19 protein-coding genes are annotated in these 24,010 nt (G+C 44.1%); 4 read left to right on the top strand and 15 right to left on the bottom strand.

Features of this window, described 5'->3' with window-relative positions; all coding sequences use genetic code 11:
• Window positions 1-3 precede the first annotated feature (3 nt).
• The 7 genes from dhaK to BLU12_RS09260 form a co-directional block, all read right to left on the bottom strand.
• Window positions 4-1,002, bottom strand: a complete 999-nt coding sequence (dhaK, locus tag BLU12_RS09290) for a dihydroxyacetone kinase subunit DhaK (protein ID WP_091462306.1) — start codon at window positions 1,000-1,002, stop codon at window positions 4-6.
• 161 nt (window positions 1,003-1,163) lie between these two features.
• Complete coding sequence (locus tag BLU12_RS09285; RefSeq protein ID WP_234945604.1) at window positions 1,164-1,733, bottom strand: glycerol-3-phosphate responsive antiterminator; 570 nt, start codon at window positions 1,731-1,733, stop codon at window positions 1,164-1,166.
• Between the two features lie 116 nt (window positions 1,734-1,849).
• Window positions 1,850-2,797 carry a hypothetical protein gene (locus BLU12_RS09280; protein WP_091462303.1) on the bottom strand — a complete coding sequence of 316 codons (948 nt, stop codon included), beginning with the start codon at window positions 2,795-2,797 and terminating at the stop codon, window positions 1,850-1,852.
• A gap of 101 nt (window positions 2,798-2,898) precedes the next feature.
• The gene (locus BLU12_RS09275; RefSeq protein ID WP_091462301.1) at window positions 2,899-3,750 is read right to left on the bottom strand and encodes a lysophospholipid acyltransferase family protein; all 852 of its coding nucleotides are present in this window, start codon (window positions 3,748-3,750) and stop codon (window positions 2,899-2,901) included.
• 118 nt (window positions 3,751-3,868) lie between these two features.
• Window positions 3,869-4,078: a TOBE domain-containing protein gene (locus tag BLU12_RS09270; RefSeq protein ID WP_091462299.1), complete on the bottom strand. Its 210-nt coding sequence runs from the start codon at window positions 4,076-4,078 to the stop codon at window positions 3,869-3,871.
• Window positions 4,079-4,102: 24 nt separating this feature from the next.
• A complete protein-coding gene (gene tyrS, locus BLU12_RS09265; RefSeq protein WP_091462297.1) occupies window positions 4,103-5,380 on the bottom strand; it encodes a tyrosine--tRNA ligase in 1,278 nt (425 codons plus the stop codon).
• Between the two features lie 57 nt (window positions 5,381-5,437).
• Complete coding sequence (locus BLU12_RS09260; protein WP_091462296.1) at window positions 5,438-6,940, bottom strand: hypothetical protein; 1,503 nt, start codon at window positions 6,938-6,940, stop codon at window positions 5,438-5,440.
• A 221-nt stretch (window positions 6,941-7,161) separates the two neighbouring features.
• On the opposite strand from BLU12_RS09260, the gene BLU12_RS09255 reads away from it, so the two are divergent.
• Window positions 7,162-7,680, top strand: a complete 519-nt coding sequence (locus BLU12_RS09255) for a DUF2179 domain-containing protein (RefSeq protein ID WP_091462294.1) — start codon at window positions 7,162-7,164, stop codon at window positions 7,678-7,680.
• On the opposite strand, the gene BLU12_RS09250 is transcribed toward BLU12_RS09255, so the two are convergent.
• The gene (locus BLU12_RS09250) at window positions 7,630-9,012 is read right to left on the bottom strand and encodes a sensor histidine kinase (RefSeq protein WP_091462291.1); all 1,383 of its coding nucleotides are present in this window, start codon (window positions 9,010-9,012) and stop codon (window positions 7,630-7,632) included. The two genes, BLU12_RS09255 and BLU12_RS09250, sit on opposite strands and share 51 nt — an antisense overlap.
• Complete coding sequence (locus BLU12_RS09245) at window positions 9,012-9,647, bottom strand: response regulator transcription factor (protein WP_091462290.1); 636 nt, start codon at window positions 9,645-9,647, stop codon at window positions 9,012-9,014. Before BLU12_RS09245 ends, BLU12_RS09250 begins: the two co-directional genes overlap by 1 nt.
• A gap of 147 nt (window positions 9,648-9,794) precedes the next feature.
• Between BLU12_RS09245 and BLU12_RS09240 the strand changes: the two genes are divergently transcribed.
• Window positions 9,795-10,193 carry a hypothetical protein gene (locus BLU12_RS09240; RefSeq protein WP_234945603.1) on the top strand — a complete coding sequence of 133 codons (399 nt, stop codon included), beginning with the start codon at window positions 9,795-9,797 and terminating at the stop codon, window positions 10,191-10,193.
• A gap of 51 nt (window positions 10,194-10,244) precedes the next feature.
• Here the strand turns inward: BLU12_RS09240 and BLU12_RS09235 are convergent, their stop codons facing one another.
• Genes BLU12_RS09235 through malQ form a run of 6 tightly spaced genes read right to left on the bottom strand, consistent with a single transcriptional unit; the run spans window position 10,245 to window position 17,737 of the window.
• Window positions 10,245-12,929, bottom strand: coding sequence for an AAA family ATPase (locus tag BLU12_RS09235; protein ID WP_091462288.1), 2,685 nt, complete (start codon window positions 12,927-12,929; stop codon window positions 10,245-10,247).
• Window positions 12,926-14,041: a metallophosphoesterase family protein gene (locus BLU12_RS09230; protein WP_234945602.1), complete on the bottom strand. Its 1,116-nt coding sequence runs from the start codon at window positions 14,039-14,041 to the stop codon at window positions 12,926-12,928. The genes BLU12_RS09235 and BLU12_RS09230 overlap by 4 nt, the downstream gene beginning before the upstream one ends.
• Before the next feature lies 1 nt (window position 14,042).
• Window positions 14,043-14,603: an HDIG domain-containing metalloprotein gene (locus BLU12_RS09225; protein WP_091462286.1), complete on the bottom strand. Its 561-nt coding sequence runs from the start codon at window positions 14,601-14,603 to the stop codon at window positions 14,043-14,045.
• 53 nt (window positions 14,604-14,656) lie between these two features.
• The gene (locus tag BLU12_RS09220) at window positions 14,657-15,307 is read right to left on the bottom strand and encodes a hypothetical protein (protein WP_091462283.1); all 651 of its coding nucleotides are present in this window, start codon (window positions 15,305-15,307) and stop codon (window positions 14,657-14,659) included.
• Window positions 15,304-16,227 carry a chemotaxis protein CheV gene (locus BLU12_RS09215; protein ID WP_009201923.1) on the bottom strand — a complete coding sequence of 308 codons (924 nt, stop codon included), beginning with the start codon at window positions 16,225-16,227 and terminating at the stop codon, window positions 15,304-15,306. Before BLU12_RS09215 ends, BLU12_RS09220 begins: the two co-directional genes overlap by 4 nt.
• A gap of 25 nt (window positions 16,228-16,252) precedes the next feature.
• Window positions 16,253-17,737: a 4-alpha-glucanotransferase gene (malQ, locus tag BLU12_RS09210; protein ID WP_091462282.1), complete on the bottom strand. Its 1,485-nt coding sequence runs from the start codon at window positions 17,735-17,737 to the stop codon at window positions 16,253-16,255.
• A gap of 179 nt (window positions 17,738-17,916) precedes the next feature.
• Here malQ and nifJ point away from each other — a divergent pair, with 179 nt between their 5' ends.
• Together nifJ and ppsA are read left to right on the top strand one after the other, a co-directional pair.
• Entirely contained in the window at window positions 17,917-21,471 is a 3,555-nt protein-coding gene (gene nifJ, locus BLU12_RS09205) for a pyruvate:ferredoxin (flavodoxin) oxidoreductase (RefSeq protein WP_091462280.1), read from the top strand.
• A gap of 154 nt (window positions 21,472-21,625) precedes the next feature.
• Entirely contained in the window at window positions 21,626-24,010 is a 2,385-nt protein-coding gene (gene ppsA / locus BLU12_RS09200) for a phosphoenolpyruvate synthase (RefSeq protein ID WP_091462278.1), read from the top strand.

Below are 24,010 nucleotides of genomic sequence, written 5' to 3'. Positions count from 1 at the left end.
TTCTTACATCCCCCATCTGAGCCCTGGCGTACAAACGGGAGCGTCCCACAGTCTTTTCATTTCCTCGTCAAGACGTAATAGGGTTATTGAGCACCCTTGCATTTCAAGGCTTGTTATATAATTTCCCACCAAATTTCTCACTATTTTGATGCCCTTCTTTTCAAGAAAATCACTTAAATCGTTATAGACTATATAAAGCTCCGAAAGAGGAGTACCGCCCATGCCATTTACAAAGGCTAAAACTTCGTCTCCGGCTTTGAAGGGCAAATCCTCAACTACTGCAGTAGCAAGCATTTCCACTATTTCTCTGGCAGTCTTTACTTTCATGCGCTGTCTGCCAGGCTCGCCATGAATGCCAATACCTATTTCCATCTCGTCCGGACCAAGTTCAAATGTTGGCTTGCCCGCAGCAGGAACTGTACATGATGTCAAAGCCATTCCCATGGAACGCACGTTGGCATTGACCCTTTCGCACAACTTTTTCACTTCTTCCAGAGAAGCACCTTCCTCTGCTTTTGCGCCAACAATCTTCTCGGCCAGAACCGTTCCGCCCACGCCACGTCTGCCAGCAGTATACAAAGAATCCTCTACGGCCACATCATCGTTAATGATTACCTGCTCTACCGGTATTCCCTCACCGGCAAGCATGTCGGCAGCCATTTGAAAATTCATTATATCTCCACTGTAATTTTTGACGATATACAGCACACCCTTTCCTCCATCTACTGCTTTGGCAGCCTCATACATCTGATCGGGGGTCGGAGAAGTAAAGATCTCTCCCGGACAGGCCGCGTCGAGCATGCCAAATCCTACAAATCCTGTGTGCATTGGCTCGTGTCCGCTGCCGCCGCCAGATATGACAGCCACTTTTTCTTTGGGAGAGTCAACCCTCAAAACCGCCCTGACGGAAGGATGCAGCTTGACCAAATCTGCATGAGCTTTCGCCAGGCCTTGAAGAGATTCCTCTACAACTTTTTCAACTTCATTAATTAATTTTTTCATAAGACACTACACCTCCTTTATATTTGTAATAACATAAAAAATACCAACACTTGGGCATAACAAAAGAGAAAGCGCACAATAAAAATTCCGTTTTACTGGGGCTTTCTCTTTTATCCTCTGACCCAGGAAATACCGAAGAAATGATTTGTATGCAAACCTCATTACCACAAACTTTTTTCGCTCGTCGAAACCGCCAAAACTCCCCTCGATAATATTTTATTGGCCTGCTCCTTCGTCTTTATTAATCCGCCAGCAATTAAAGGAAAGGGTATTTCCTTTAAAAAAGTCTCGTCCACAGAAATAACCGAAATACCCGGAAGAATTTCGACGAAGTCGGGATTCAAATTGTAAGCCAAATGCTTGCCTTTTTTAAAGGCCTGGGAATCGAGCAAAAATACGCGCAGTATGGTTAAAATGTTTAAATCCCTTGCAACTTCCAGAACATTTTTATGTGTGCTTATGATGCCATCGGGGCTTATATGACGCACTAAAAATTTAATGCCCGACGGATCGGTCTTCAATCCCTCCACTAAATCGGCGTGAACAAATACAAAATGCCCCTTGGTCCTCAATCTATCAACTACATCCTTTAACGAATCTATAGAAGATTCGAGGATAAACACACATCTATGCGATACGTTTAAAATGACATCGATATCCTGATACGACCTCAACGCCGGTATCATGGGATGTTTTTGCATCAAACTTCTCAAGTCGCCAAGCCTTGACATCAACATATATAACCCCTTTTTTATCTTTTATGGTAAACGTATCATGTACAATCTATTCTACCAAGCAAAACAATGGTGTGCAACTAAAAAAGCAGGTCAATTTCAGAATTGAATTGTCATTGAGTGATTACAATTAAATTTCCCATCTCTCGGACACTTTTGCCATAAAGCATCATTTCATCCGTTGCTTCAACTGCTTCTTTAAATCCCCAGCAAGCCAGGAGGACTTCGGATAGCGAAAGCAGGCATTTAGTTCGAAGATCTTCCCAAAGAGGCATGTTCAGAACAAGCCATGTATACAGAGGTTGAGCTTCAAAGACATCCTTAAAACGATAAATATATCGCAGAAGGTACATATCTGAACCTTTAATGACTGTAGGATTGCTGTCGCTAAGCTCGAAGTGCCTGAGTTGGTCTGCCACAAAGCCGCTCTCCTCCCATTCGCGCAACACCTGGTCGTCGGGAAGTTTGGAAAGAGAAAACCACATGGGGGGAGGAGATAAAAAAGAAGGGTCTAAAACATCTATAGCTCGGGACAGCCAGATCTTCATGCGCGTCAACGATTCCGACAAGTTCCAGTGCAAAGCCCATCTTAATCCCCAATAGGCCGTCTCTACCGTCACATCTTTAATGTTTCCTTCCAGATTATTGCCGTAGGGCCTCAAAAGGACGCCCTTTTTTTCGCTCCCAGTCGTTCGTTTCCGCATGATGCTCTGTAATACAGAAATGGTAGTCTCGTGATCACCAATGGGCTCGAGAAGCTCGAGCAGGCCTTTGCGCAATGCATTTACGGATTCTTTGGTCAGAAGCACTTTTCCAAGCAACCCTAAATCAAAGACCTTTGGTTTATTACGACAAAACGCTACTTCGCTCCATTGAGCACTACCAATCTTACCCCAACGCCACACTTCATAGCTTTCTCGAAAAGAACTACCTATTAAAACTCTGTTGAAAGGCATCAAAAGTGCAACGAGGGGGGAAAACTCCAAAGGAATGCCCGGCAACACATCGCTGTCCGGCAACCTGACTATCTCTCCAGAAGACATAAACTCAAATAGGCGCATGGGCGAATCACCCCCTCTATATGCCCAATATAAGTTTACATTTATATTGGCTTTAGAACAAGTCTTGAGGCAAAATAAAACAATTTACGGTATGAAAAATTTCACGCCCTCCAACGCCTATGAAACCATAACCATTGTTCAGGATGTAATTTTATAAAGCCCTCTAGTATCTCGTTATATCTTTGTGTCATTTTCATGATAGCATCATCTCGTGGCATTGTTGCATATGGCTCTATAGGAGGCAAAACCAATACCTCATGTTTGAAGGGAGCCACCCTGTAGGAGGTTATGGGTACTACAGGCACTCCGGCAATCAAGCTCAAAGCAGCAGGACCGCCAACAGTGCTCGCCTCTTTTCCCATAAAGGATAGTTTTAACCCCTCCCTTCCTCCGTCCTGATCGGCTAACACGCCTATAAATTTGCCTTGCCTCAATAATTTAACGCCCTTTAATAAGATCTTTTTTTTAGGTATGGTATCGACACCCAATTTCTTTCGGTAACTTGATAACAACTCGGAAACATGGACATCATTTGGATCCCTAATGCCCGCTACCAGCGGATACCCCCTATGAGCCAACCAAGCTGCCAAAAGCTCCCAATTGCCAATGTGGCCCGCAAGGAGTACGAGGCCCCTCCCCTTTTTTGCTATATCTGTTAAATATTCTTCCCCCTCCACCCTCGTTACCCACTTTGCTACTAAAGAAGGATTTTTAGTCAAAGAGAGAAATTCTACGATCGATAAGGAAAGATGAAAATACAGTTTTTTTAAAATCTCCTTCCTCCAACGATCATCCTTGTCCGGATAGGCAATTCTCAAATTCATCAAGGCAACATTTTTCCGAACCCTAATTGCTCGTGCTGTAATATACAGCATACAACTTAGGGCATTTGCTACTATGCCCGGATTTACCACAAAACGGACACCCTTTATTGCATTAGCCGTTAAACTCATCTATTATTTCTCCCTGCCTAAGGTTCTCCATACTTTAATATTACTATAAAAATAAGGCGGTATTAATACCGCCTTATTTTTATATTTGAGATCTCGCGAAACATCGATTGTTTACTTTTCAGTCCGTAGCTACCATTACTTCCGATGCCTTGATCACAGCATAGGCATCTACGCCTTCCTTGAGGCCCAAGCTCTCGGCCGAAGCTTTAGTGATGATCGATACTATTTGCTGACCTCCCGGCAACTCCAAAGTAATTTCCGAATTGACGGCTCCATGGATTACTTTGACTATCTTACCCTTTAATACATTTCTTGCGCTTATCTTCATCTCCCATCGCCCCCTTATTTAAATTTATCCCCGCTCAACCAAATGATATCTCTTCTTCCCAAGTTTTAACAACATGTATTTCCCATACAAGAAGTTGTCGCTGTCAACTTCGTAATTTTCCTCATCCACTCTCTCGCCATTCAGCGACACGCCGCCACTGCGAATCAGTCGACGAGCCTCGCTTTTACTGGCACAGGCTCCGACGTGGACTAAGACATCCAGCAAGCTTGAAGGTATCTCCTTTGCATTGCCGCTTGGCACTTCCTGGCGTATTTCTTCAAGCAACTCAAGCGTAAGATCTTCGAGAGTATAGGCCTCTCCAAATAGAATCTCGCTAACTTTTTTTACTCTCTTCGCAGCATTATCGCCATGAACTACCCTTGTAATTTCGCCAGCCAAGATCTTCTGCGCCTCCCGACGCTCCGGATGCCTGGCGTGATTTGACATGACTTCCTTGATATCATCGATGGGAAGGAAGGTAAAGAGCTTCAGAAACTTCTCCACATCTCTGTCATCGGCGTTTATCCAAAATTGATAAAATTTATATGGCGTTGTGCGCACAGGCGACAACCAAACCGTTCCCTCTTCAGTCTTGCCAAACTTTTGTCCCGATGCCGTCAAAAGCAATGGGTAGGTCAGGCCATACGCCTTTGCTCCCAATTTCTTACGGATTAGGTCTATGCCTGCTATTATGTTAACTTGTTGGTCATTTCCTCCCATTTGCAGGGCGCAGTTCTCCTGCTGATATAAGTGATAAAAATCATAGGCCTGAAGAAGTATGTAAGAAAACTCCGTATATGTAATGGACTTTTCAGGATCTTCTATCCGACTCCTTACATAATCGCGAGCTAACATGAAATTTACGGTAAAATATTTTCCAACATCCCTCAAAAACTCAATAAGCCCCAATTTAGAGAGCCAAGAATAATTATTTACTATTTTAGCAGAGGAAGCACCACAATCGAAATCCAAAAAATGCTCTATCTGTTTCTTTATTTCAGACAAATTGCGTTCTACCTGCTCCAATGTTAGAAGCTGTCTTTCCTTAGTTTTGCCTGAAGGGTCTCCAATTAGCCCTGTGCCTCCTCCGGCTACAGCAATTGGCTGATGTCCGGCACGTTGCAACCAAGCCAACCCCATAATGGGGACAAGATGCCCAACGTGAAGGCTGTCAGCTGTTGGATCGAAACCTATATATCCTGAGGTAACTCTGGATTGAAAAACTTGGGACAACTCATCAGGATCACTACACCACTCTACAAATCCTCGTTCTTGAAGTATCTTTAAAACATTCTCCGGCATCGATCTTCCTCCCGAAATGGATATGATATTTTATCATAGTAGCACAATGTAATAGTGTTATTGTGAAATATAATCCTTAAGCTCCCAAATTAGTTCTCCATGGTATATATCATTAAGTCCCACGAATAATCGCCCGGCATTTTTCAAATTATTTACTAATTCGTATAATTTGTCGTATTTTTGCTTAAAAGCCTCGTCAGCAGGAACGCCTACGTCGAACAAATGTTCAATTGACAAAACTTGTTTAAGATCATCAAAAGTAGAAGCAAAATTTATATCGGCCCATATAAGATACTCGCGATCCACAACATTTGGAAAGGCATCTTTTAAAGAAATCCCGCTAAGAAGGCTGTCAGAGGAAATGAATCCCACAATGGCCATTTGATCATTGGCTACCGAGATAATTGTCGCCGGAATATTTATCGCTCCTCCGCTTTCGTAGCCTGTGACAGAATTGCTGTTGATCTTTAAACTTGCTAATTTATTTTGCCAAATTCCGCTTATTATAGTTTTTCCTATATCCCCTCTATCCGGAAATTGGAAGAGCACTCCAGGCATCGGGATGGAAAATATATTTGCCCTGCCACCAACAGTTAAAACCATCTGCCCCTTTAAAAACTCCAATATACTCTCCGAACTTTGGCCAAGCGCATCTGCCAACATCGAAACTCCCCTGGCCAATTCCGGGGTATCTAGAATCGTCATACCCAACGTGATAGAACGTTGTTCTGGCAAAAGATAGTTACCGCTCCACTTTTGAGGAGTCAGCAGGGCCAATTCCTCATCCGAAAAGATCCTTTCTATTCCTTCCAATCTCCATTTGGCCTGCAATTTGCCACGCTCAAACAACCAAGCCAGCTCTACATCGAAGGGCACATCGCCAAAGCTGTCAAAGGGCATAAGATTTGCCGGTATATGACACCACAGGTGTCCAGGCCATTCTTCATACATAGACCACTTAATGCTAAAGGAATCGTCTTTACCTTTATCTCTTTTATCGAAGTTTTGTTCCATGAGGATCAAATCTTCTTCCGATGAGGAAATAAGCAAGACCTTTCCCCGCAGGGACATCCACATACTCCTTTTATCGCCGGAATATATAACCATACGATCGCCATTTAACTCAAACTTTAAATCGGGATAATCCTCTTTCCATTTCAAAGGCAATCTGTTCAGTTCAATAGAAGGCGCAACCTCTTCATCGGGCTCTATGGCCAGGTAAAGCTTCCCGTCCGCAGGGTACATCATTAATGCGGCGTTTTTCGAATCTTTCAAGAGGGTTAATGCCAGTGTTGCTAGCTTAACATCCGCTTCCCTAAGATTTAGTTTTAAAAGAAAGCTCTTACTAAAGGCAGCGTAATCTGCAAGATGCGACAGAGTAGAATTTTGATCTGTGTATACTATATACAACGAATTTTTGTCCGGGCTAGGAAGGGCGGAGGTGAGGTCCACCTTTGCTACAGGTTTGCCCAAAAAAACCAAACCGGATATCAATATTCCTAAAGCGACAAAACAAGAGAACCAAAAAACGATCGCGCGTTTAACCCTAGAACCACCCAAAGAAATCCCTCCAGATTGACTAAGTTTATTATGATACAACCTGTTTAAGCGGAAGCAATAAGGAATACAATAAATTAGCAAAAATTATGCTTGCTTGAGTTAACGAAATTTACAATAATAAATAAAGTGAGACGCAAAATCCCTTACAATAACTTATAATAATATATCATCTCGCCTGCTTTATAACTACCATATCTTTAAAACATGGGGAGCGATAAATTGTGACTACCATCTTGGGTCTATTTTTCATCTTTTTCGCACGGATAGCCGATGTCTCGATAGGAACTATGCGAATTCTGTTGTTAGTCCGCGGCATGAGATTAAAAGCGGCTATGATTGGTTTCTGCGAAGTGTGCATATATATGATTGCCCTGTCGATAGTTCTGGGAGGCGGACAATTGAGCATGATTGAGCTCGTCTTCTACGCCGGAGGTTTTGCCGCCGGTAACTATATAGGATCTATGTTGGAAGAGAAGATGCTCTCAGGATATGCACTGGTCGAAGTTATAGCTGAAAGCAGTCCCCTGATTGCCGAGAGGGTAGAAAGCCTAAGGGAAGCCGGATATGGAACAACAGTGCTTCAGGGGGAAGGAAAATACGGCAAAAGAATGATTCTTAAAATAGTCTGCGAGAGAAAAAAAATCAACATCGTCTTGAATATGGTCAAAGGGTTGGGTTTCATATACATATCAGACGTCAAAAGCGTCACCGGAGGCTTCTTCGCCAACAAAGGGAAGTGAGACCCTACAAACTACCGCCGTGCCCTTGCCGCGCGAGGTGGTGATATCTATACTGCCTCCAACCAGGTGCATTCTCTCTATCATATTCGCTATCCCTCTGTGCCCTTTCACCCTTAAGACTTCTGTATCCCCTTCAAAATCAAAACCGCATCCGTCGTCTTCAATACTAAGAATTAAGGATTTGCCCTCATAAAAGAGCTTTATCCAGACGTTATCTGCATGACCGTGTTTGACTGCATTGTTGATTGCCTCTTGAGTTATCCTGAAGAAAGCAAGAATTGTATCTTTATCCACTTCCGGAAGCTCAGAAGTCTCTAAATGTATCTTAACTCCGTAAACTCGCGCTAGTCGATCAGTAAGCTCCGTCAATGCCTGCGACAGCCCCAAGTCCAACCACGGAGGCGAGAGACTATCGCATAATCCCCTCAATTCCTTAACTGCTTCTGTCGCACTCTCCTCGGCTATTTCTATGTATTTTTTAGCCTTATCACTCCAATTTTCACGCTTCAAAAGCAATATCCTCTGTAATAAGGCTGTGACATCCTGGAGTGGACCGTCATGTATTTCCCTAGCAAGCTTGGTCCTTTCCTCCTCTTGAACCCTTACCATGTCAGAAACATATCTTTGAGTAAGCTCCTCCCTTTCCCTTGCCGTCTGGGCCAGCTGATACAACACTTTCCTGAGCCTTCGAATCTCCTTAACTGCAACCGGATCGTCTTTTTTTGGAAGGTCCTTCCCCCATTTCAAGGAACTAACCTCGGATTCGAGGGAAAGCAAAGGCATTATCAACCATCTCCAGAAAGCCCATGCCGCACACACCCCAGCAATAGCTAGCAATCCCACGGCTACCGGCCACAGGTGAGAAAAGCGAACCATCGGCCCTAAAAGCTGAGACCATGCCACAGCTGCAATCACATACCACCCCTGAGAAGTGGGGATGGCTGCTATAGTGTAATTATCTCCAAAAGGTCCCCTGACAAGTATTGCCCTGCCAACTGGTATCCCCCCCTGCCACAGCTGAGGAAGCACATCCTGCGCCCGGGAAGATGCCGCCAATAAATTGCCGTTTTCATCCACTAAGGCTACCCAACCTGGCAAAGATATGTCCAACGCAAAGGATTCAAGAGATCGCGATATCATTAAATTACGGCGCATGAAGCGGGGTCTGTCCACCTGGATAGCGACCGATTGCGCTAAATCCAAAACATATGACTCGGCAATGTTTTTCATTGCCTTTTCATGCTCAACGACACCCCAACCGGTTACGACTAAGATGGCGACGGAGGGAATTAATATCAACAAAGTGAGGATCAAGAGCAGGTGCTTTTTCATTATTCCAACAGTTCCTCCAAGGTAACAACGCCATATTTCAAAGCCAACAACAAAGCTTCGGTTTTATTGCGCGCACCAAGCTTGTCATATATTGACGCTAAGTGGGTCTGAACTGTCCGTTCACTTATATATAGTTTTGAGGCTATTTCTTTACTAGATTCACCTCTGCCAGCCAGCAACAAAACTTCCCTCTCCCTGGGAGAAAGCGATTCCGGAGTAAAACCGGGTTCTTCGACGGCAGCAGCCACCTCTTTATCCAGATAAACCCCTTGAGATGCCACGATCTCGATAGCTCTCAGAAGCTCTTCGGGTGACGCCGTTTTTAAAATGTACCCTTTTGCACCAGCCCTCAAGGAAGCCAGCACGTATTGCTGGGCATCGTAGGAAGTGAGCATTAAGCAGGCAACCCTCAGCTCCTCCTGTCTTATTTGTCTGACTAGAGTAACTCCGTCGATCCCGGGCATTCGTATATCTATGAGAGCAACATCTGGAAGTTGGTCTTTTATCACGTTCAAGGCACTTTCACCATCGGAAGCTTCTCCTACAAGTTTTATGTTCTCCCTGTTCTCCAAATAAGATTTAAAACCCTCTCTCGTTAACGGGTGATCGTCTGCCAATACAACTTTTATGACCACTCTATTTCACCTCCATTTAGACTTTCGTAATATATAAATAACCTACATGTTTATTTTATACAACTATAACCACTTGGGATTACGTAAAGATGCTTATCGTTGTCTCCATGTAATTTTCTGGTGTATCATACGAAGGGGGTGAATTTGTTGAATTCAAAAAAACTGTTGGCATGTCTTTTAATGGTAATGGTAGTTTTAACCGTCTATTTGGGAGTGGAACTTCGCCGAACGAAACAAAACCTCACAACTTTAGAGAAAAGCTACAATACAATGATTGCCATGGTCCCTCCTGCCGCCTCATGGCCCGAGGGCATCTCCAAAGAGGCAGTAATAGACGAACTGGCTAAAAGAAAGGAACTTTTCCCATGGCAGGGCGTGCTGGGAGGAACATTTGGACTTTATGACAAAAGTCGGGTTTGGTTTGTCGGGCCAAAGTGGTGTTTAGCCTACATCGAAGATGGGCATATCGGCGGTTATATATTGCTGCGCTACCATATCACTCCCCAGGGCATTGAGTGGCAGTTACTGGATAGCGAAGAGATTTAATTTTCGAATTCTTTAACTTCTAATCCTTTGGGAGATGTCTTCAGTTAGGCGTTAGCGCTTTATCATAGAAACAACCCCTTTTTCCACCTCAATGCGCCTTGGAAAGAGGGAAGCAAAATCCATATCGTGAGTTATTACACCGACAAAGGCTTCTTTACCTAAATTGTCGAAGAGTTCCATCATCATCTCTAGATTCCCATCATCTAACATAGCAAGGCCTTCGTCTATGAATAAGATTTGTTTGAAACCTACCCTGTTCGCAAGATGTCTCAACATCATCAATGAGACCATGGCCCTTTCCCCGCCGGACAAACTGGCGGCATCGCGCCTGTAGCCTCCGCTTGTTACGTAAAGGTTCCCCCTTTCTGCGACTAAAGAAAATCCTTTAAAAGAAAGGTTTTTGTTCACAGCGCTGAGTAATTCCCCAAGTATGGTGTCGCTCAAAAAACGCACAAAATTTCTGCCATCTGTATATTTTTGCAGTTTGATTGCAACATCGAAAGCTTGGCTTATTACATTGTATTTTTCTTTCATCTGCCCTTTTTCTTTTTCGAGTCCTTCTTTCTGTCTGAGATTGTATTGCAGTTCGTTCAAAACGCTCTTCAGCCTTTCTTCCTCTTCTTCCAGCTCCTGCTTACGATTTGTTAACGTTTCCAACGGCGGAAGGGTCGTTTCGAATTTAAGCTTAAAGTCTCGAAATTCAACTTTAGCACGGGACAGGAGATCGCGCGATAAATCTAGGCGGCGTCTAGCGTCTTCCACTTCTTCTTTACTACAATGAGTCATACCGTCGCGGTACATTAACTTAGTTTTGTCTTTTTGAGTCAATCCGTGTTTACGGCATAACTCTCTGAAGTTCTCAGCAGCATCCCGCAGTGCATTTTTCGCATTCTCCCGTTGCCATTCTGCTTGTGCCAATTCTCCTTCTAATTTTCTTTTTTTCTCTTTTAATTCCTCGATCTCCGAGTTGAGAGAATCGCCTTTGTTGCGGATTTCTTCCAACTCCTTTAAAAACCTTTCCCTCTCTTTTGCAGCTTTTACTACATCTTCCGGCAAAAGTCCGCCAAGAACTTCCTCGAGGTTTTTTGCAACTTGGCACATTTTCTTCATGTCCTTCAAATTTTTCTCCAGGGATCCCATGAGCTGGTGTTTTTTTAACTCTTGCTTTCTAATATTGTCTTCCAATTCACCAAGAAGGGCATCTATTTCTCTAACGGACAATTCAGATCGAGGCGCCTCGAAACCGAGAGACCTGATCTCTTCCCTCAACCTCCTGCCCTCTTGTAAAAGAGTCAAAGTTCGATTCTTGGCCTTTCCCCACTCAGACAAAGCCTCTCCCAGATCGGAAAAAACCAGCGACCTGGCAACCTCGATAGCTCCAACACCCTTAAAGCGCTCGAAATCTACAGCTCCATCCGGCGCTAGCTGCTTTACCCAATCTATTAACCGGCTTCTAATCGCCTCGAGAGTACGCACCATAGTATGGGCTATATTTTTATGTTCTTGAATAACGTCGCACAGGCTTCTCTCAAGCTTTTGTCTATATAATCTTCGCCTTCTTTTCGAAAGTTCGTCCAGGCTTTTATTGTTCTTTGCGATATCCGCTTCGATAAGCTCAATTTCTGCCTTGCAAAATTTTATACCTTCGGCCAAATCCAATAATTTTAACGCTTCATCTTTATGTTGTGCATACTTATTGATATTTTGCATCTTTAAATAAATATTTTTATAGGCAACTCTTAGTTTGTTTACTTCCATGATTTTAGGCTCAATTTTTTTATTGATGTATTGAATATTAGACTCCAAAGAATTAATTTTTTCATTTAACTCTCTATAGTGCTTTGACACTGAAATCAAGCCTTTTAAAGCTTGATTAGCCTCATAAAGTCTGTATTCATCGTAAATATTTTTATACAAAGCAGATGCCTCTTCATGTTCGGATGAAAGGCGTTTTATTTGCTCTTCAAGCTCAACTAATTTATTTTTTGTATCGATAGACTTTTTAAAGGCAACCAACCTGTCTTGCACACTTTTCAGATTTCGACCCACGCTCTTTAAATCGCGACGTATCTCTTCCTCGGTTGGCAGCTTATTTAAAAAATCTTCTACCTTTTGAAGGGACCCTTTTACATTTTCAATTTCGGCCGTAGCAATCTGAACGATTCTTCTAACCTTTTCTTGTAGCTTGCTTTCGCTCTCCAATCCCAAAGAGGCAGTTAAAATCTGCCACCTCTCGCCTGGCGATACATCCACGAATTTTGTAACCATCCCTTGAGGCACAAATACGGTGGATATAAAGGCATCGCGCAATTTACTTAAATTGGCATCACCCATGCTATCAGCAAAGGGCGATAGGACTTTTGCAATACATCCATTAACTTCTTTAACGTTAGATGCTATAACATCCCACTTTCCACCGTCATCGCCACCTTTTTCCAGCAGCGCCTCTTGTTGTCCCTTTGGGCCTTTAAACTTCCTCGTTATCCTGTAAACTTCACCATTTTTAACGAAAGTACAGATAACACGACCTTCAGAGGAGCCCATCCTGATGACATTAAGGTTGTTTACCACTCTAACCGGAGTAGGAGAACCAAATAAAGCCAAAACAAGGGAATCCAATATTGAACTTTTGCCCGCTCCATTTGGCCCGACTATTGCAACCGCTCCAGGGTCGAACTTGATGCTGGCTTCCCTCAATCCCAGGATGTTTCTTACTTTCAACTCCAAAAGTCTCAATACCTTTCACCCGCTTCAAAATAGGACTTGATCTCATTCCACATCGTCGAAGGATCTTTGCCCGAAAGAAGTTTTTCTCCAATTTTTTTTAAAATCAACAAAGTCGATTCATTTTCTTCTTGGCTCTCGATGTAATGTTTCCATAACCGAATTATATCGAAGGGGTCTTGAGGCGAGCTGATTTCAGAAATCATGCCTTCATTTACGGCGACCACGACTATCTGCTCTCCTCCCAGGTTTCTGCATTTATCCAGAAGTTGCGATATAGGCAAAGAGGATCTATTAACAATAACCCTAAGATAAGCATCACGCGGGATCAATTGCGATGAGGTCGATAGGGATTTAAAGGCTTCTTCTTCGTCGTCGTAGCGCAAAGTGATTAGTTCTTTGCTGTTTATCGGAATATCTTCGATATTTCCTTTCTCGTCAATGATGTAAAGGCCCGTACAATGCCCTTCCTCAGAAAAGTCCAACCGCAAGGGAGAGCCCGCATAATAAATCGGAAGGGTTTCTTCAGAAACCCTTCCGTGACGATGTATATGTCCGCATATTGTCAAATCTATTTCCAGGTCTTTTAAGACATCTTTTGAAAGGGTTAACTCGGAGAGGTTTGGAACAGTATCTTCTACGGCCATATGGGCAAAACATAAACGCATATTTGCTTTTGGAGCACCTTTCCAACAGGACTTTAAGAACTCATCCAATTCTTCCTCTTTGGGACAATCATGTTTTCGTAAATAAGGCAATAAAAATATAAGGAAATCACCTATATTCGCATAAGTCACCTCATCGACAAAAACAAACCGCCCATCGCTTTGAAAGAGCTCCCATATTTTGATTCCGTTCCAATCGTGATTTCCCTTCAATAAATAAACCGTGGGTTTCCACGGAAGAGACAAAACGCTGGAGAAAAAATTAGCAATAGGCATTACCACTTCTTCTCCCGGATATCTGAAGCTGTGAAAGATATCGCCAAGCACAAACAAGGCGTCTACTTTGAAATCCCGGGCTGCTTCATACATCTGAGATAGGGCAGATATGGTTTCTTCCAGCCTATCAACGCCCCAAGTGCGAGCGCCGGCATGCCAGTCGGCACAAACCAAAATTCTCAAACTAGCCCAACCCCAGTTCCCTTTCGATCGGGCGCAATGCCTTTATGACATGATCTATTAACTCGTTCAATGGCATATCAAGGAGACCAGCCCCTTTTTGAATAACTTCTCTGTTTACCCCCTTAGCAAAAGCCTTATCTTTCCATTTTTTCATAACCGACTTGGTCGTCAAATCCGAAAGCGAACGGCTCGGCCTGACCAACGCAACGGCAATAACGAACCCCGTAAGCTCGTCGATGGCATAGATGACCTTTTCCATCAAATTGTCAGGTTCAACTCCCGTTATCTCCCATGCATGGGCCAACACACCTCGCACGACATAATCGGGATATCCGACTTCCCTGAGCCATTCCGCTCCCCTTTTTGGATGTTCTTCGGGACATTCCTCCCAATCCAAATCGTGAAGCAGTCCAACAATACCCCATAAATTTTCGTCTTCTCCATAAAGCCTTGCAAAATATTTCATTGCTGCCTCAACCGCTAGGGCATGCTTAATATGGCTTTCGTCCCGATTGTGCATTGCGAGAAGATCGTATGCCGCCTCTCTCGTCAATTCAACCATAGCAAACTCTCCTTTCCAAATTAAGGTATTAACATGCAATAAACTTCGCCCTTTTAGCGGAATTGCCGGTGGTCAACAGAACCTAACATGGACGCAGTCTCTGCTATTTCGAAATTATTAAATATGCCGGATATGGCAAGATCAGTGATATTATCCGTCTCGTAGGGAATGAAAAACCTTCTATAGCCGAACTTTTCTGCAAAGAACGTCATGGATGAAGGAGTCTTGTTCTCGACACCTTTAGACAGCTCCCGGACAAAGTTCTCCAAAAATTCCTCATCGTCAAAAAAAGGATTATTGCTCATTATGGCAATTGCCTTATATCCTCCCAAACGCATCTGTCTATCCAATAGATCGCAAAAACATATGCCCGCTTCCATATCTTCGTCGTCCTTCAAGAAAGAGGAAATTAATTTTTCCATCGCCCTGGAATAAGAAAAAATCATAATAAAACCGAGTGGAGGAAAGACCATATCTCTACCGGGATCTATGGTTTTATCGTATGTAACAACCCCGACTTCTCCAAACCTGATTCCTTTCAAATATATAAATTCGCTCTCAAGTTCCATAGCGAAAAAAGCTATGTCCTTCAAAAAACGGTCTGCACCACCAATAAAGGACACCGGCCTGTAATCGAGCCCGTAAGGGGTCCACATGGGCACTTCAAAGCTGACAATTTTATCCCATTGAGGTAACAACTTCATGCTCTCTCCGTTTTAACCTCCCTTCTTTTCAATAACTTACCGACACTGACTATTAATTGGTCAATCTCGGGTTTCGTGATTTGACCGTCTGCTCCTACGCTTTGAGCTTTTCTTTTGATGTCTTCGGCCATGATAGAAGAGAAAACAATTACAGGTATCTGTCGAAAACGCTCGTCTTCTTTAATTTTTTTCGTCAACGTCAAACCATCCATCTTTGGCATCTCTATATCGGTTATGACCAGATCGAAGTTCTCTCCTTCATCGGACAGTCTGTCCCAAGCAGCTTTGCCGTGAGATACGGCTTCAACATTATGAAAACCGCCTTTAGCCAATACATCCTGGATCATTCTTCTAATTAGAGGCGAATCCTCTACTACCAAAATTTTGTATTTATCCAAATCCCCCAATTCGGAAACCATGTTATGCATTTTAGAAGAATCCACAGCATATTGTCCCGCGAGCTCCGGATTTACAACTTGTACTATTCTTTCATAATCCAACAGAAGTATATTTCTGTCCTCCCTTTTAATGACGTACAATACGTTTTCTCCTAAAAAAGTCCCAGTTAAAGTTGAATCCAACTCTTCGGAATGGATTCTATAAATTCTCTCCACGCCGTCTACAACAAACCCAAGCTTCATCAGATTAAATTCCGTCACTATTACCTTGCTCTGCTCTTGAGGAACTGCGGACGTAATGTTTAAATAAATCCTCAAGTCGATCAGGGGGATTACCTCGCCTCTGACAGTTGTAATTCCAAGCATTGCAGGGTGTGACTTAGGGACTGGCCGAACACCTGTCCATCGCAAAATTTCCCTGGTCTTGTCGACATTTATCGCGAAACTTTGATCACCTAAAGAAAACACCACCACCTGCCATTCGTTGGTTCCTACATCGGTCATGATGCGATCTTCTCGCATTATCTCACCTCCATTTGTCAATCGGCTAATGCCTACCAGCAAACTCCGTGATCTCTTTAAACCATTTTAACACCGGAAGACTCATCATTTTTTCATTCATTCGCCATTGCCAATTTCCATCGCTGCTTGCAGGCTTATTTATTCGAGCAAAAGAACCTAACCCCAGTATATCTTGATAGGGAATTATAACCAACTCTGCTACTGAGAGTTCAATCAACCTGATCAGGTCCCGGGCAATCGAACCGGCGCCGGTCTTACGCCCCAAAAGCAGGATCAAATTCCTAATTTCCCGGCTAGACGCCTCTTCTAAATACCACCCTAAAGATGTATTGTTATCCTGAGTTCCCGTATAGGCAACACAACGTTTTACATAATGATAGGGAGTATGAATGTTCTCTTGCGGATTGTCTAATCCAAAAAGCAAAACCCTCATGCCGGGTATGTCGTGAGCCGCCATAAAATCTCGAACGTCATCAGTTATGTCTCCAAGATCCTCTGCAATTATTGGGAGCTCTCCCAAACTATTGTTCAAGGCAGATATAAGTTTCTCCGCAGGCCCTTTAAGCCACTTTCCGTTGACTGCATTAGGTTGACCGAAGGGAATTGCCCAATAGCCTATCAATCCTCTGAAATGATCAATTCTTACTATATCGTATAAATCCAAAGCATGTTTGACTCTCTTTATCCACCAGTCAAATCCATTGCTTTCGATGACGTCCCACCTATAAAGAGGGTTCCCCCAATACTGGCCTGTCGAACTGAAATAATCGGGGGGAACGCCTGCAACTTCAATGGGCATCCCGTCTTCTCCCAGGCAAAATATATCCTGATTGGCCCACACGTCTGCGCTGTCGTGAGCTACGTACAAAGGCATGTCGCCAAATATCTCAATGCCTTTGGAGTTGGCATATTCACGAAGCCTCTTCCACTGTTTGAAAAATATATATTGAACGAACTTTTCTCTGTATATCTTTTTGGCTAATTCTTTTTTTGATTTTTCAATCTCCTCAGGCTCCCGTCTCTTTAATTGTTCTGGCCAGAAATACCATGGTAGTTTAAATTTGGATTTAATGGCCTTGTATAGACTAAAATCTTCGAGCCACCATGCATTGTCATTGCAAAATTTTTGGAAATCGTCGTCCGGAATAAACTTCTCCAATGCCTTGCCAAACATATTATCACGAACGGCAGAAGCCTCCTCGAATTTTGCCCCCGAGTCCGCAAATTTATGGGAAAGCTCCCACTCGTCCAAAAATTTATCCTGAACCAACATCTCTGGACTTACAAGCATGGGGTTACCCGCAAAGGCCGAAATGGAGCTGTAGGGCGAATAACCGTAAATACCGTCTGTGGGATTCAATGGTAAAATTTGCCAAATGGATTGGCCAAGTTTTTCAAGCAAATCTACGAAGCTATACGCCATTGGCCCCATATCGCCAGTACCCCAACCGGAGGGCAGAGATGTCAAATGAAGCAATATTCCGCTTTTCCTGCGATCAAAAAGAATCACATTTCACTCCTCTTCCAAAATATATATTTGCGGTCATTTTTGGTTTGCGACATTTCATACCGTTTGGTAAAATGATATATCAAAATGACTGAATTGTGTGTATAATATTTTTGAGATAAAAATATCAATTTGATCTATACTCTAGAGCAATTTACTTCATAATCAAGGAGGTTCATGCAATGTCTGTAAAATATGTTACTATCGATGGTAACGAAGCAGCCGCATCAACAGCTTACAGGCTGTCCGAAATTGCCGCCATATATCCCATTACGCCCTCTTCTCCAATGGGCGAACATGCCGATGAATGGGCGGCCAAGGGAGAGCCTAACGTATGGGGCTTCGTTCCCAGGGTTATTGAGTTGCAAAGCGAGGGCGGTGCTTCAGGTTCACTCCACGGAGCGCTTCAGGGGGGAGCCCTATCCACGACCTTCACGGCTTCCCAGGGATTGTTACTCATGATCCCTAATATGTACAAAATTGCCGGAGAACTGACATCGGCGACCATGCACGTCTCGGCAAGGACTATAGCCACTCACGCTCTATCCATATTCGGGGATCATAGCGATGTTATGGCAGTCAGACAGACGGGATGGGCTCTTTTGGCTTCGAATTCGGTACAGGAGGCTCACGATTTCGCTGCTATCGCTACCGCATCCACCCTAAAAAGCAGGGTACCCTTTCTCCATTTCTTCGACGGCTTCAGAACTTCACACGAGGTAAACAAAATCGAATACCTAAGCGACGATACTTTGCGACAAATGATAGATTACGATATGGTTCTTGAGCACAGAAAACGTGCCCTATCTCCAGACAATCCTTTTATTCGCGGAACTGCACAAAATCCCGACTCCTTCTTCCAATCAAGAGAGGGATGTAATCCTTATTACTCGGCCTGCCCTAAGATAGTGCAAGAAACGATGGACGAATTCGCTAGGCTGACGGGAAGGCAGTATCACCTCTTCGATTACGTGGGCGATCCTAACGCCGAACGCGTGATAATATTGATGGGTTCCGGTGCTGAAACGGCTCACGAGACGGTAGAATACCTGATTAAACGGGGAGAGAAAGTGGGCATCATCAAAGTTCACCTCTACAGACCTTTCTCGATAGAGCACTTCGTAAAAGCATTACCTGAAACGGTGAAAGCGATTGCGGTACTCGACAGGACTAAAGAATCCGGTAGCGCAGGAGAACCGCTATATCTTGACATAGTAAATGGCATATATGAAGCAAAACGTGGCGGTCTTTTGGACTCCGATTTCAATCCTACCCTTATCGGAGGACGATACGGCCTATCCTCAAAGGAGTTTACTCCAGCCATGGTCAAAGCGGTCTTCGACGAACTGAAAAAAACCTATCCCAAAAACCATTTCACTGTTGGCATTGAAGATGACGTTGCCAATACCAGCCTAAAAGTAGACGAAGGCTTTTGGATAGCAGACCCGCAATCGACTCGTGCCGTCTTTTTTGGTCTCGGTTCCGATGGCACGGTAGGGGCCAACAAAAATTCGATAAAGATAATAGGCGAAGAAACCGAACTTTACGCTCAAGGCTACTTCGTTTACGATTCGAAAAAGGCAGGAGGATATACCATCTCCCACTTGCGTTTTGGACCCAATCCAATTCGGTCCACTTATCAAATTGACAAAGCAAACTTTGTAGCATGTCATCAATTTGCTTTCACGGAAAAATTAAACGTTCTTGACATAGCCGAGGAAGGTGCCATCTTCCTTCTGAACAGCCCCCACCCTGCTGGGGAAGTTTGGAACCATTTGCCGCGGACAGTGCAGCGACAAATACTTGATAAAAAATTGCGCTTCTATGTAATAGATGCCTACAGCGTCGCAAAGGAAAAAGGACTTGGCCCGCGCATAAACACGATAATGCAAACCTGTTTCTTCTATTTGAGCAAGGTCATCCCCTTCGATCTTGCAGTGGAAAAGATAAAGAATGCTATCGTACAAACATATGGCAAGCGCGGCGAAGCAGTTGTAAACAAAAATATTGCTGCCGTCGATGCCGCTTTGGAGCATCTGCAGGAAGTAAAGGTTCCCGGAGAGGTAACAAGCGATTTCGATGTGAAACCGGCTGTATCCGACAAAGCTCCAGAATTCGTAAAGGAAGTACTCGGTCCCATGATGGTCCTGCAAGGGGACAAACTACCCGTAAGCAAGCTTCCGAACGATGGAACCTTCCCCTCCGGTACCTCTAAGTGGGAAAAACGCAATATAGCCGTCGAAATACCCAAGTGGAATCCGAGTGCATGTATCCAGTGCGGTCGATGCACCTTCATTTGCCCCCATGCCACGATAAGGGCAAAAGTATACGACAAGTCCTATCTGAAGGACGCACCGGAAGGATGGCAATATGCCGAAGCGAAATGGCCTCAATATAAGGATCAGGCCTTTACCATCCAAATAGCTCCGGAAGATTGCACCGGGTGTGGCAGTTGCGTCGCAAATTGCCCTGTAAGCAAAAACGAAGACCCCACTAAAAACGCCCTTTCCATGGTCAGTCAGATCGAAGTTCGCGAGGAAGAAATTCCAAAATGGGATTATTTCCTCTCCTTGCCGGAGATCGAGAAGGACAAATTAAACACTCAATCTCTAAAGGATTTGATGTTGGTTCAGCCTCTCTTCGAATTTTGTGGAGCCTGCGCCGGTTGCGGAGAAGCTCCTTACCTTAAGTTGCTCAGCCAACTTTACGGAGACAGAATTACGATAGCAAACGCAACTGGTTGCTCATCAATTTATTGTGGTAATTTGCCTACCACTCCATGGACAACTAACAGGGAAAACAGAGGCCCGGCTTGGTCCAATTCGTTGTTCGAAGATAACGCTGAGTTTGGACTCGGCATGAGGCTGGCTCTAAATGCACGAAATGCGAGGGCAAAACAACTTCTAACCGAATTAGCGGGAGAAATTGGAGACAGGCTCGTAAGCGAGATTTTAAACGCTGATCAAAGCACCGAAGAAGGAATCAAAAAGCAACGCGCCAGAATCGATGAACTCAAGAAGACTTTGCGAAATATATCCGACATGAAAGCGAAAGAGCTTCTCCAAATTGCCGACGATCTCGTCAAAAAGAGCATTTGGATAGTTGGCGGAGACGGATGGGCATATGACATAGGTTACGGCGGGTTGGATCATGTGCTCGCAACAGGCGAAAATGTCAATGTCCTCGTGCTTGACACCGAGGTCTACTCAAATACAGGAGGCCAGGCTTCCAAGGCTACACCTTTGGGAGCAGCTGCAAGATTTGCAGCTGCCGGCAAACCGACAGGTAAGAAGGATCTTGCCCTGATGGCCGTTACATATGGGAACATCTATGTAGCCAGAATCGCAATGGGCGCCAATCCGACTCAAGCAATAAAGGCTTTCCATGAAGCAGAATCCTATGAAGGAGCTTCTCTGATCATCGCTTACTCCCATTGTATATCCCATGGGTTCGATCTCAAGCGAGGAGCAGAGCACCAAAAAATGGCTGTCGATTCCGGGCAATGGATACTGTTTAGATATGACCCAAGGTTAAAAGACGAAGGAAAGGCTTTTCAACTAGATTGCAAGGAACCTTCTCTACCGTTAAAAGACTACATGTTGTCAGAAACCAGATTCGCCATGCTCCACAGGGACTTCCCCGAGAGAGCAGAAGAACTTCTGAAAGAGGCCGAGGCGTTCAATAAGGAACGTTGGGCTCTTTACAAGGGCTTGGCCGAGGTCTTAAACAGAAAGTAGCCGCTCCTTTGCACTGACGCACATAAAAAGAGAGGGGATCATCCCCTCTCTTTTTATGTCTTAATTCAATAAACATCTCTTTATAATTCATTCCACAATATGGTATATTAATACTCGAGACAAAAAGAGATCTGCAAAGGGGAGTGACGAAGATATGGCAAAGGGCACCTTTAGCTACATAAAATGGTTTGACGAACTTACAAAGGAAGACATACCCCTGGTGGGCGGCAAAGGAGCAAACCTGGGGGAAATGACAAATCACAGCATCCCTGTACCGCCCGGTTTTTGCATAGTGTCAAAAGCATATAAGGACTTTGTAACATTATCAAACATCAATAAAGTAATTAAAGACATACTCTCAAAAATTAATTTCGACGATGCAGGAGATTTAGAAGAAAAGACCGCAAAAATAAGGAATTTAATGGTCGAAACTGATATTCCTCTACAAGTTGAACGAGATATACTGCGGGCATACGCTGTCTTAGCAGAGCAAATCAACTTAAACGAACCGGAGGTAGCGGTACGAAGCTCAGCCACTGCAGAGGACCTTCCAGATGCATCCTTTGCGGGTCAACAAGATACATACCTTCACATTAAAGGCAAAGATGAACTTCTTAAACACGTCAAAAAATGCTGGGCATCTCTATGGACCTCCAGAGCCACTTATTATCGTCACATAAAGGGTTTCGATCATATGAGCGTGCTTTTGAGCGTAGTTGTACAAAAGATGGTAAACGCTTCTAAATCAGGGGTAATGTTCACAATAAACCCCATTAGCAACAATTCCGACGAAATCATGATAAACGCAAGTTGGGGCCTGGGCGAAGCTATCGTGTCAGGATCGGTCACCCCCGATGAATATATCATAGACAAGAAAACACTTGACATCAAAGAAGAAAGGATTTCCCAAAAAACCGTCATGGTTATAAGAGAAGCATCGGGAGGAGGCACCACCACCGTAAATGTGAAAGACATTCTCGGACCGGGTGCCATTTCCCAACCCTGCCTAAGCGAAGACGAGGTAAAAAAAATAGCATCCATGGGAAAGCGAATTGAAAACGTTTATGGATTCCCCCAGGATATAGAGTGGGCTATCGATAGAGATACAGGAGAGCTTTACATCCTTCAGTCAAGACCTGTAACCACCTTTAAACCCCAAAAATCGGAAGAGCCGATCCAATTTGACACAAAAACAGAGCCAGAAGTTCTGGTAAAAGGTCTTGCCGCTTCTCCGGGCATCGCCGTCGGCAAGGTAAAAAAGATACAAAGTATCGATGAGATAGGCAAAATCCAAGAAGGCGACATATTGGTCACTGCCATGACAAATCCCGACATGGTTCCTGCAATGAAAAAAGCAGTAGCAGTCGTGACCGATGAAGGAGGAAGGACTTGTCATGCAGCAATCGTTTCAAGGGAATTTGGAATTCCCTGTATCGTCGGCACACAAAATGCAACCGAAGTCCTGGAAGACGGGATGACAGTCACGGTAGATGCAACAAGAGGTGTAGTATATAAAGGCGATAGACTGCTCCAGCTGCAAGGGGAAAAACCAAAGTCTTCAACCCCAACCGTAGGAATATCGGAACAAAAGGTCAAAGAAATCGTCGAACAATGGGCTCCGATAACCGGCACAAAGATATACATGAACCTTGGCGAGCCTGGTTTAATTGACAAATACAAAGAATTGCCTTTTGACGGAATTGGCTTGATGAGGACGGAGTTTATCTTCACAGATATGGTTGGCATACACCCCATGTACTTGGTGAAGCAAAATAAAGGAGATATATTGATCAGCAGAATGGCAGAGGGAATAGCTGCAGTAGCCCAAGCCATATACCCAAGACCGGTAGTTGTCCGATTTAGCGATTTTAGGACCAACGAATTCAGGGGCTTAGAGGGCGGAGATGAGGTCGAACCGATCGAAAACAACCCAATGATAGGTTGGAGAGGGGTTTCCAGATATATTTCGCCCGAATACGAAGAAGGGTTTAGGTTGGAATGCAGGGCCATTCGTAAGGTTAGGGAAGAATACGGACTTACAAACGCATGGGTAATGCTCCCCTTCGTCAGAAACCTTTGGGAGCTGGACAAGGTGAAGGCCATCATGGCCTCTGAAGGATTAGAACAAGGCGGATCGCTCAAGGTTTGGATAATGGCTGAAGTTCCTTCCGTGGTGATGCTTGCCGAAGAATTTGCTAAAAAAGTGGACGGCATAAGCATCGGCAGCAATGACTTAACGCAGTTGACCCTTGGCGTCGACAGGGACTCGGGAATACTTAATCGCATGGGCTACTTCGACGAGCAAGATCCGGCAGTACTAAAAGCGATCGAAATACTCATTGACGCAACTCACAAATACGGCAAGACCTGTTCCATTTGTGGACAGGCGCCATCGCTTTATCCAGGATTTGCGGAATTCCTCGTTCGGAAGGGCATCGACAGCATGTCCGTAAATCCCGATACCGTAGCCTACACTAAAAGGCTCGTAGCCTCCGTAGAGCAAAGACTGCTGCTTGAAAGAGCTTTTGGCAAACAATAG

The organism is Acetomicrobium thermoterrenum DSM 13490, assembly GCF_900107215.1.
GTDB lineage: Bacteria > Synergistota > Synergistia > Synergistales > Acetomicrobiaceae > Acetomicrobium > Acetomicrobium thermoterrenum.
The sequence above is the reverse complement of the archived record's forward strand: the minus strand, read 5'-3'. Positions and strand labels throughout refer to the sequence as shown.

Bases quoted from the DNA above. Each gene is read 5' to 3' on its own strand.
- dhaK (WP_091462306.1), bottom strand. From the start codon at position 1,002: ATGAAAAAATTAATTAATGAAGTTGAAAAAGTTGTAGAGGAATCTCTT.
- BLU12_RS09285 (WP_234945604.1), bottom strand. From the start codon at position 1,733: ATGTCAAGGCTTGGCGACTTGAGAAGTTTGATGCAAAAACATCCCATG.
- BLU12_RS09280 (WP_091462303.1), bottom strand. From the start codon at position 2,797: ATGCGCCTATTTGAGTTTATGTCTTCTGGAGAGATAGTCAGGTTGCCG.
- BLU12_RS09275 (WP_091462301.1), bottom strand. From the start codon at position 3,750: ATGAGTTTAACGGCTAATGCAATAAAGGGTGTCCGTTTTGTGGTAAAT.
- BLU12_RS09270 (WP_091462299.1), bottom strand. From the start codon at position 4,078: ATGAAGATAAGCGCAAGAAATGTATTAAAGGGTAAGATAGTCAAAGTA.
- tyrS (WP_091462297.1), bottom strand. From the start codon at position 5,380: ATGCCGGAGAATGTTTTAAAGATACTTCAAGAACGAGGATTTGTAGAG.
- BLU12_RS09250 (WP_091462291.1), bottom strand. From the start codon at position 9,012: ATGAAAAAGCACCTGCTCTTGATCCTCACTTTGTTGATATTAATTCCC.
- BLU12_RS09225 (WP_091462286.1), bottom strand. From the start codon at position 14,603: ATGGTTGAATTGACGAGAGAGGCGGCATACGATCTTCTCGCAATGCAC.
- BLU12_RS09220 (WP_091462283.1), bottom strand. From the start codon at position 15,307: ATGAAGTTGTTACCTCAATGGGATAAAATTGTCAGCTTTGAAGTGCCC.
- BLU12_RS09215 (WP_009201923.1), bottom strand. From the start codon at position 16,227: ATGCGAGAAGATCGCATCATGACCGATGTAGGAACCAACGAATGGCAG.
- nifJ (WP_091462280.1), top strand. From the start codon at position 17,917: ATGTCTGTAAAATATGTTACTATCGATGGTAACGAAGCAGCCGCATCA.
- ppsA (WP_091462278.1), top strand. From the start codon at position 21,626: ATGGCAAAGGGCACCTTTAGCTACATAAAATGGTTTGACGAACTTACA.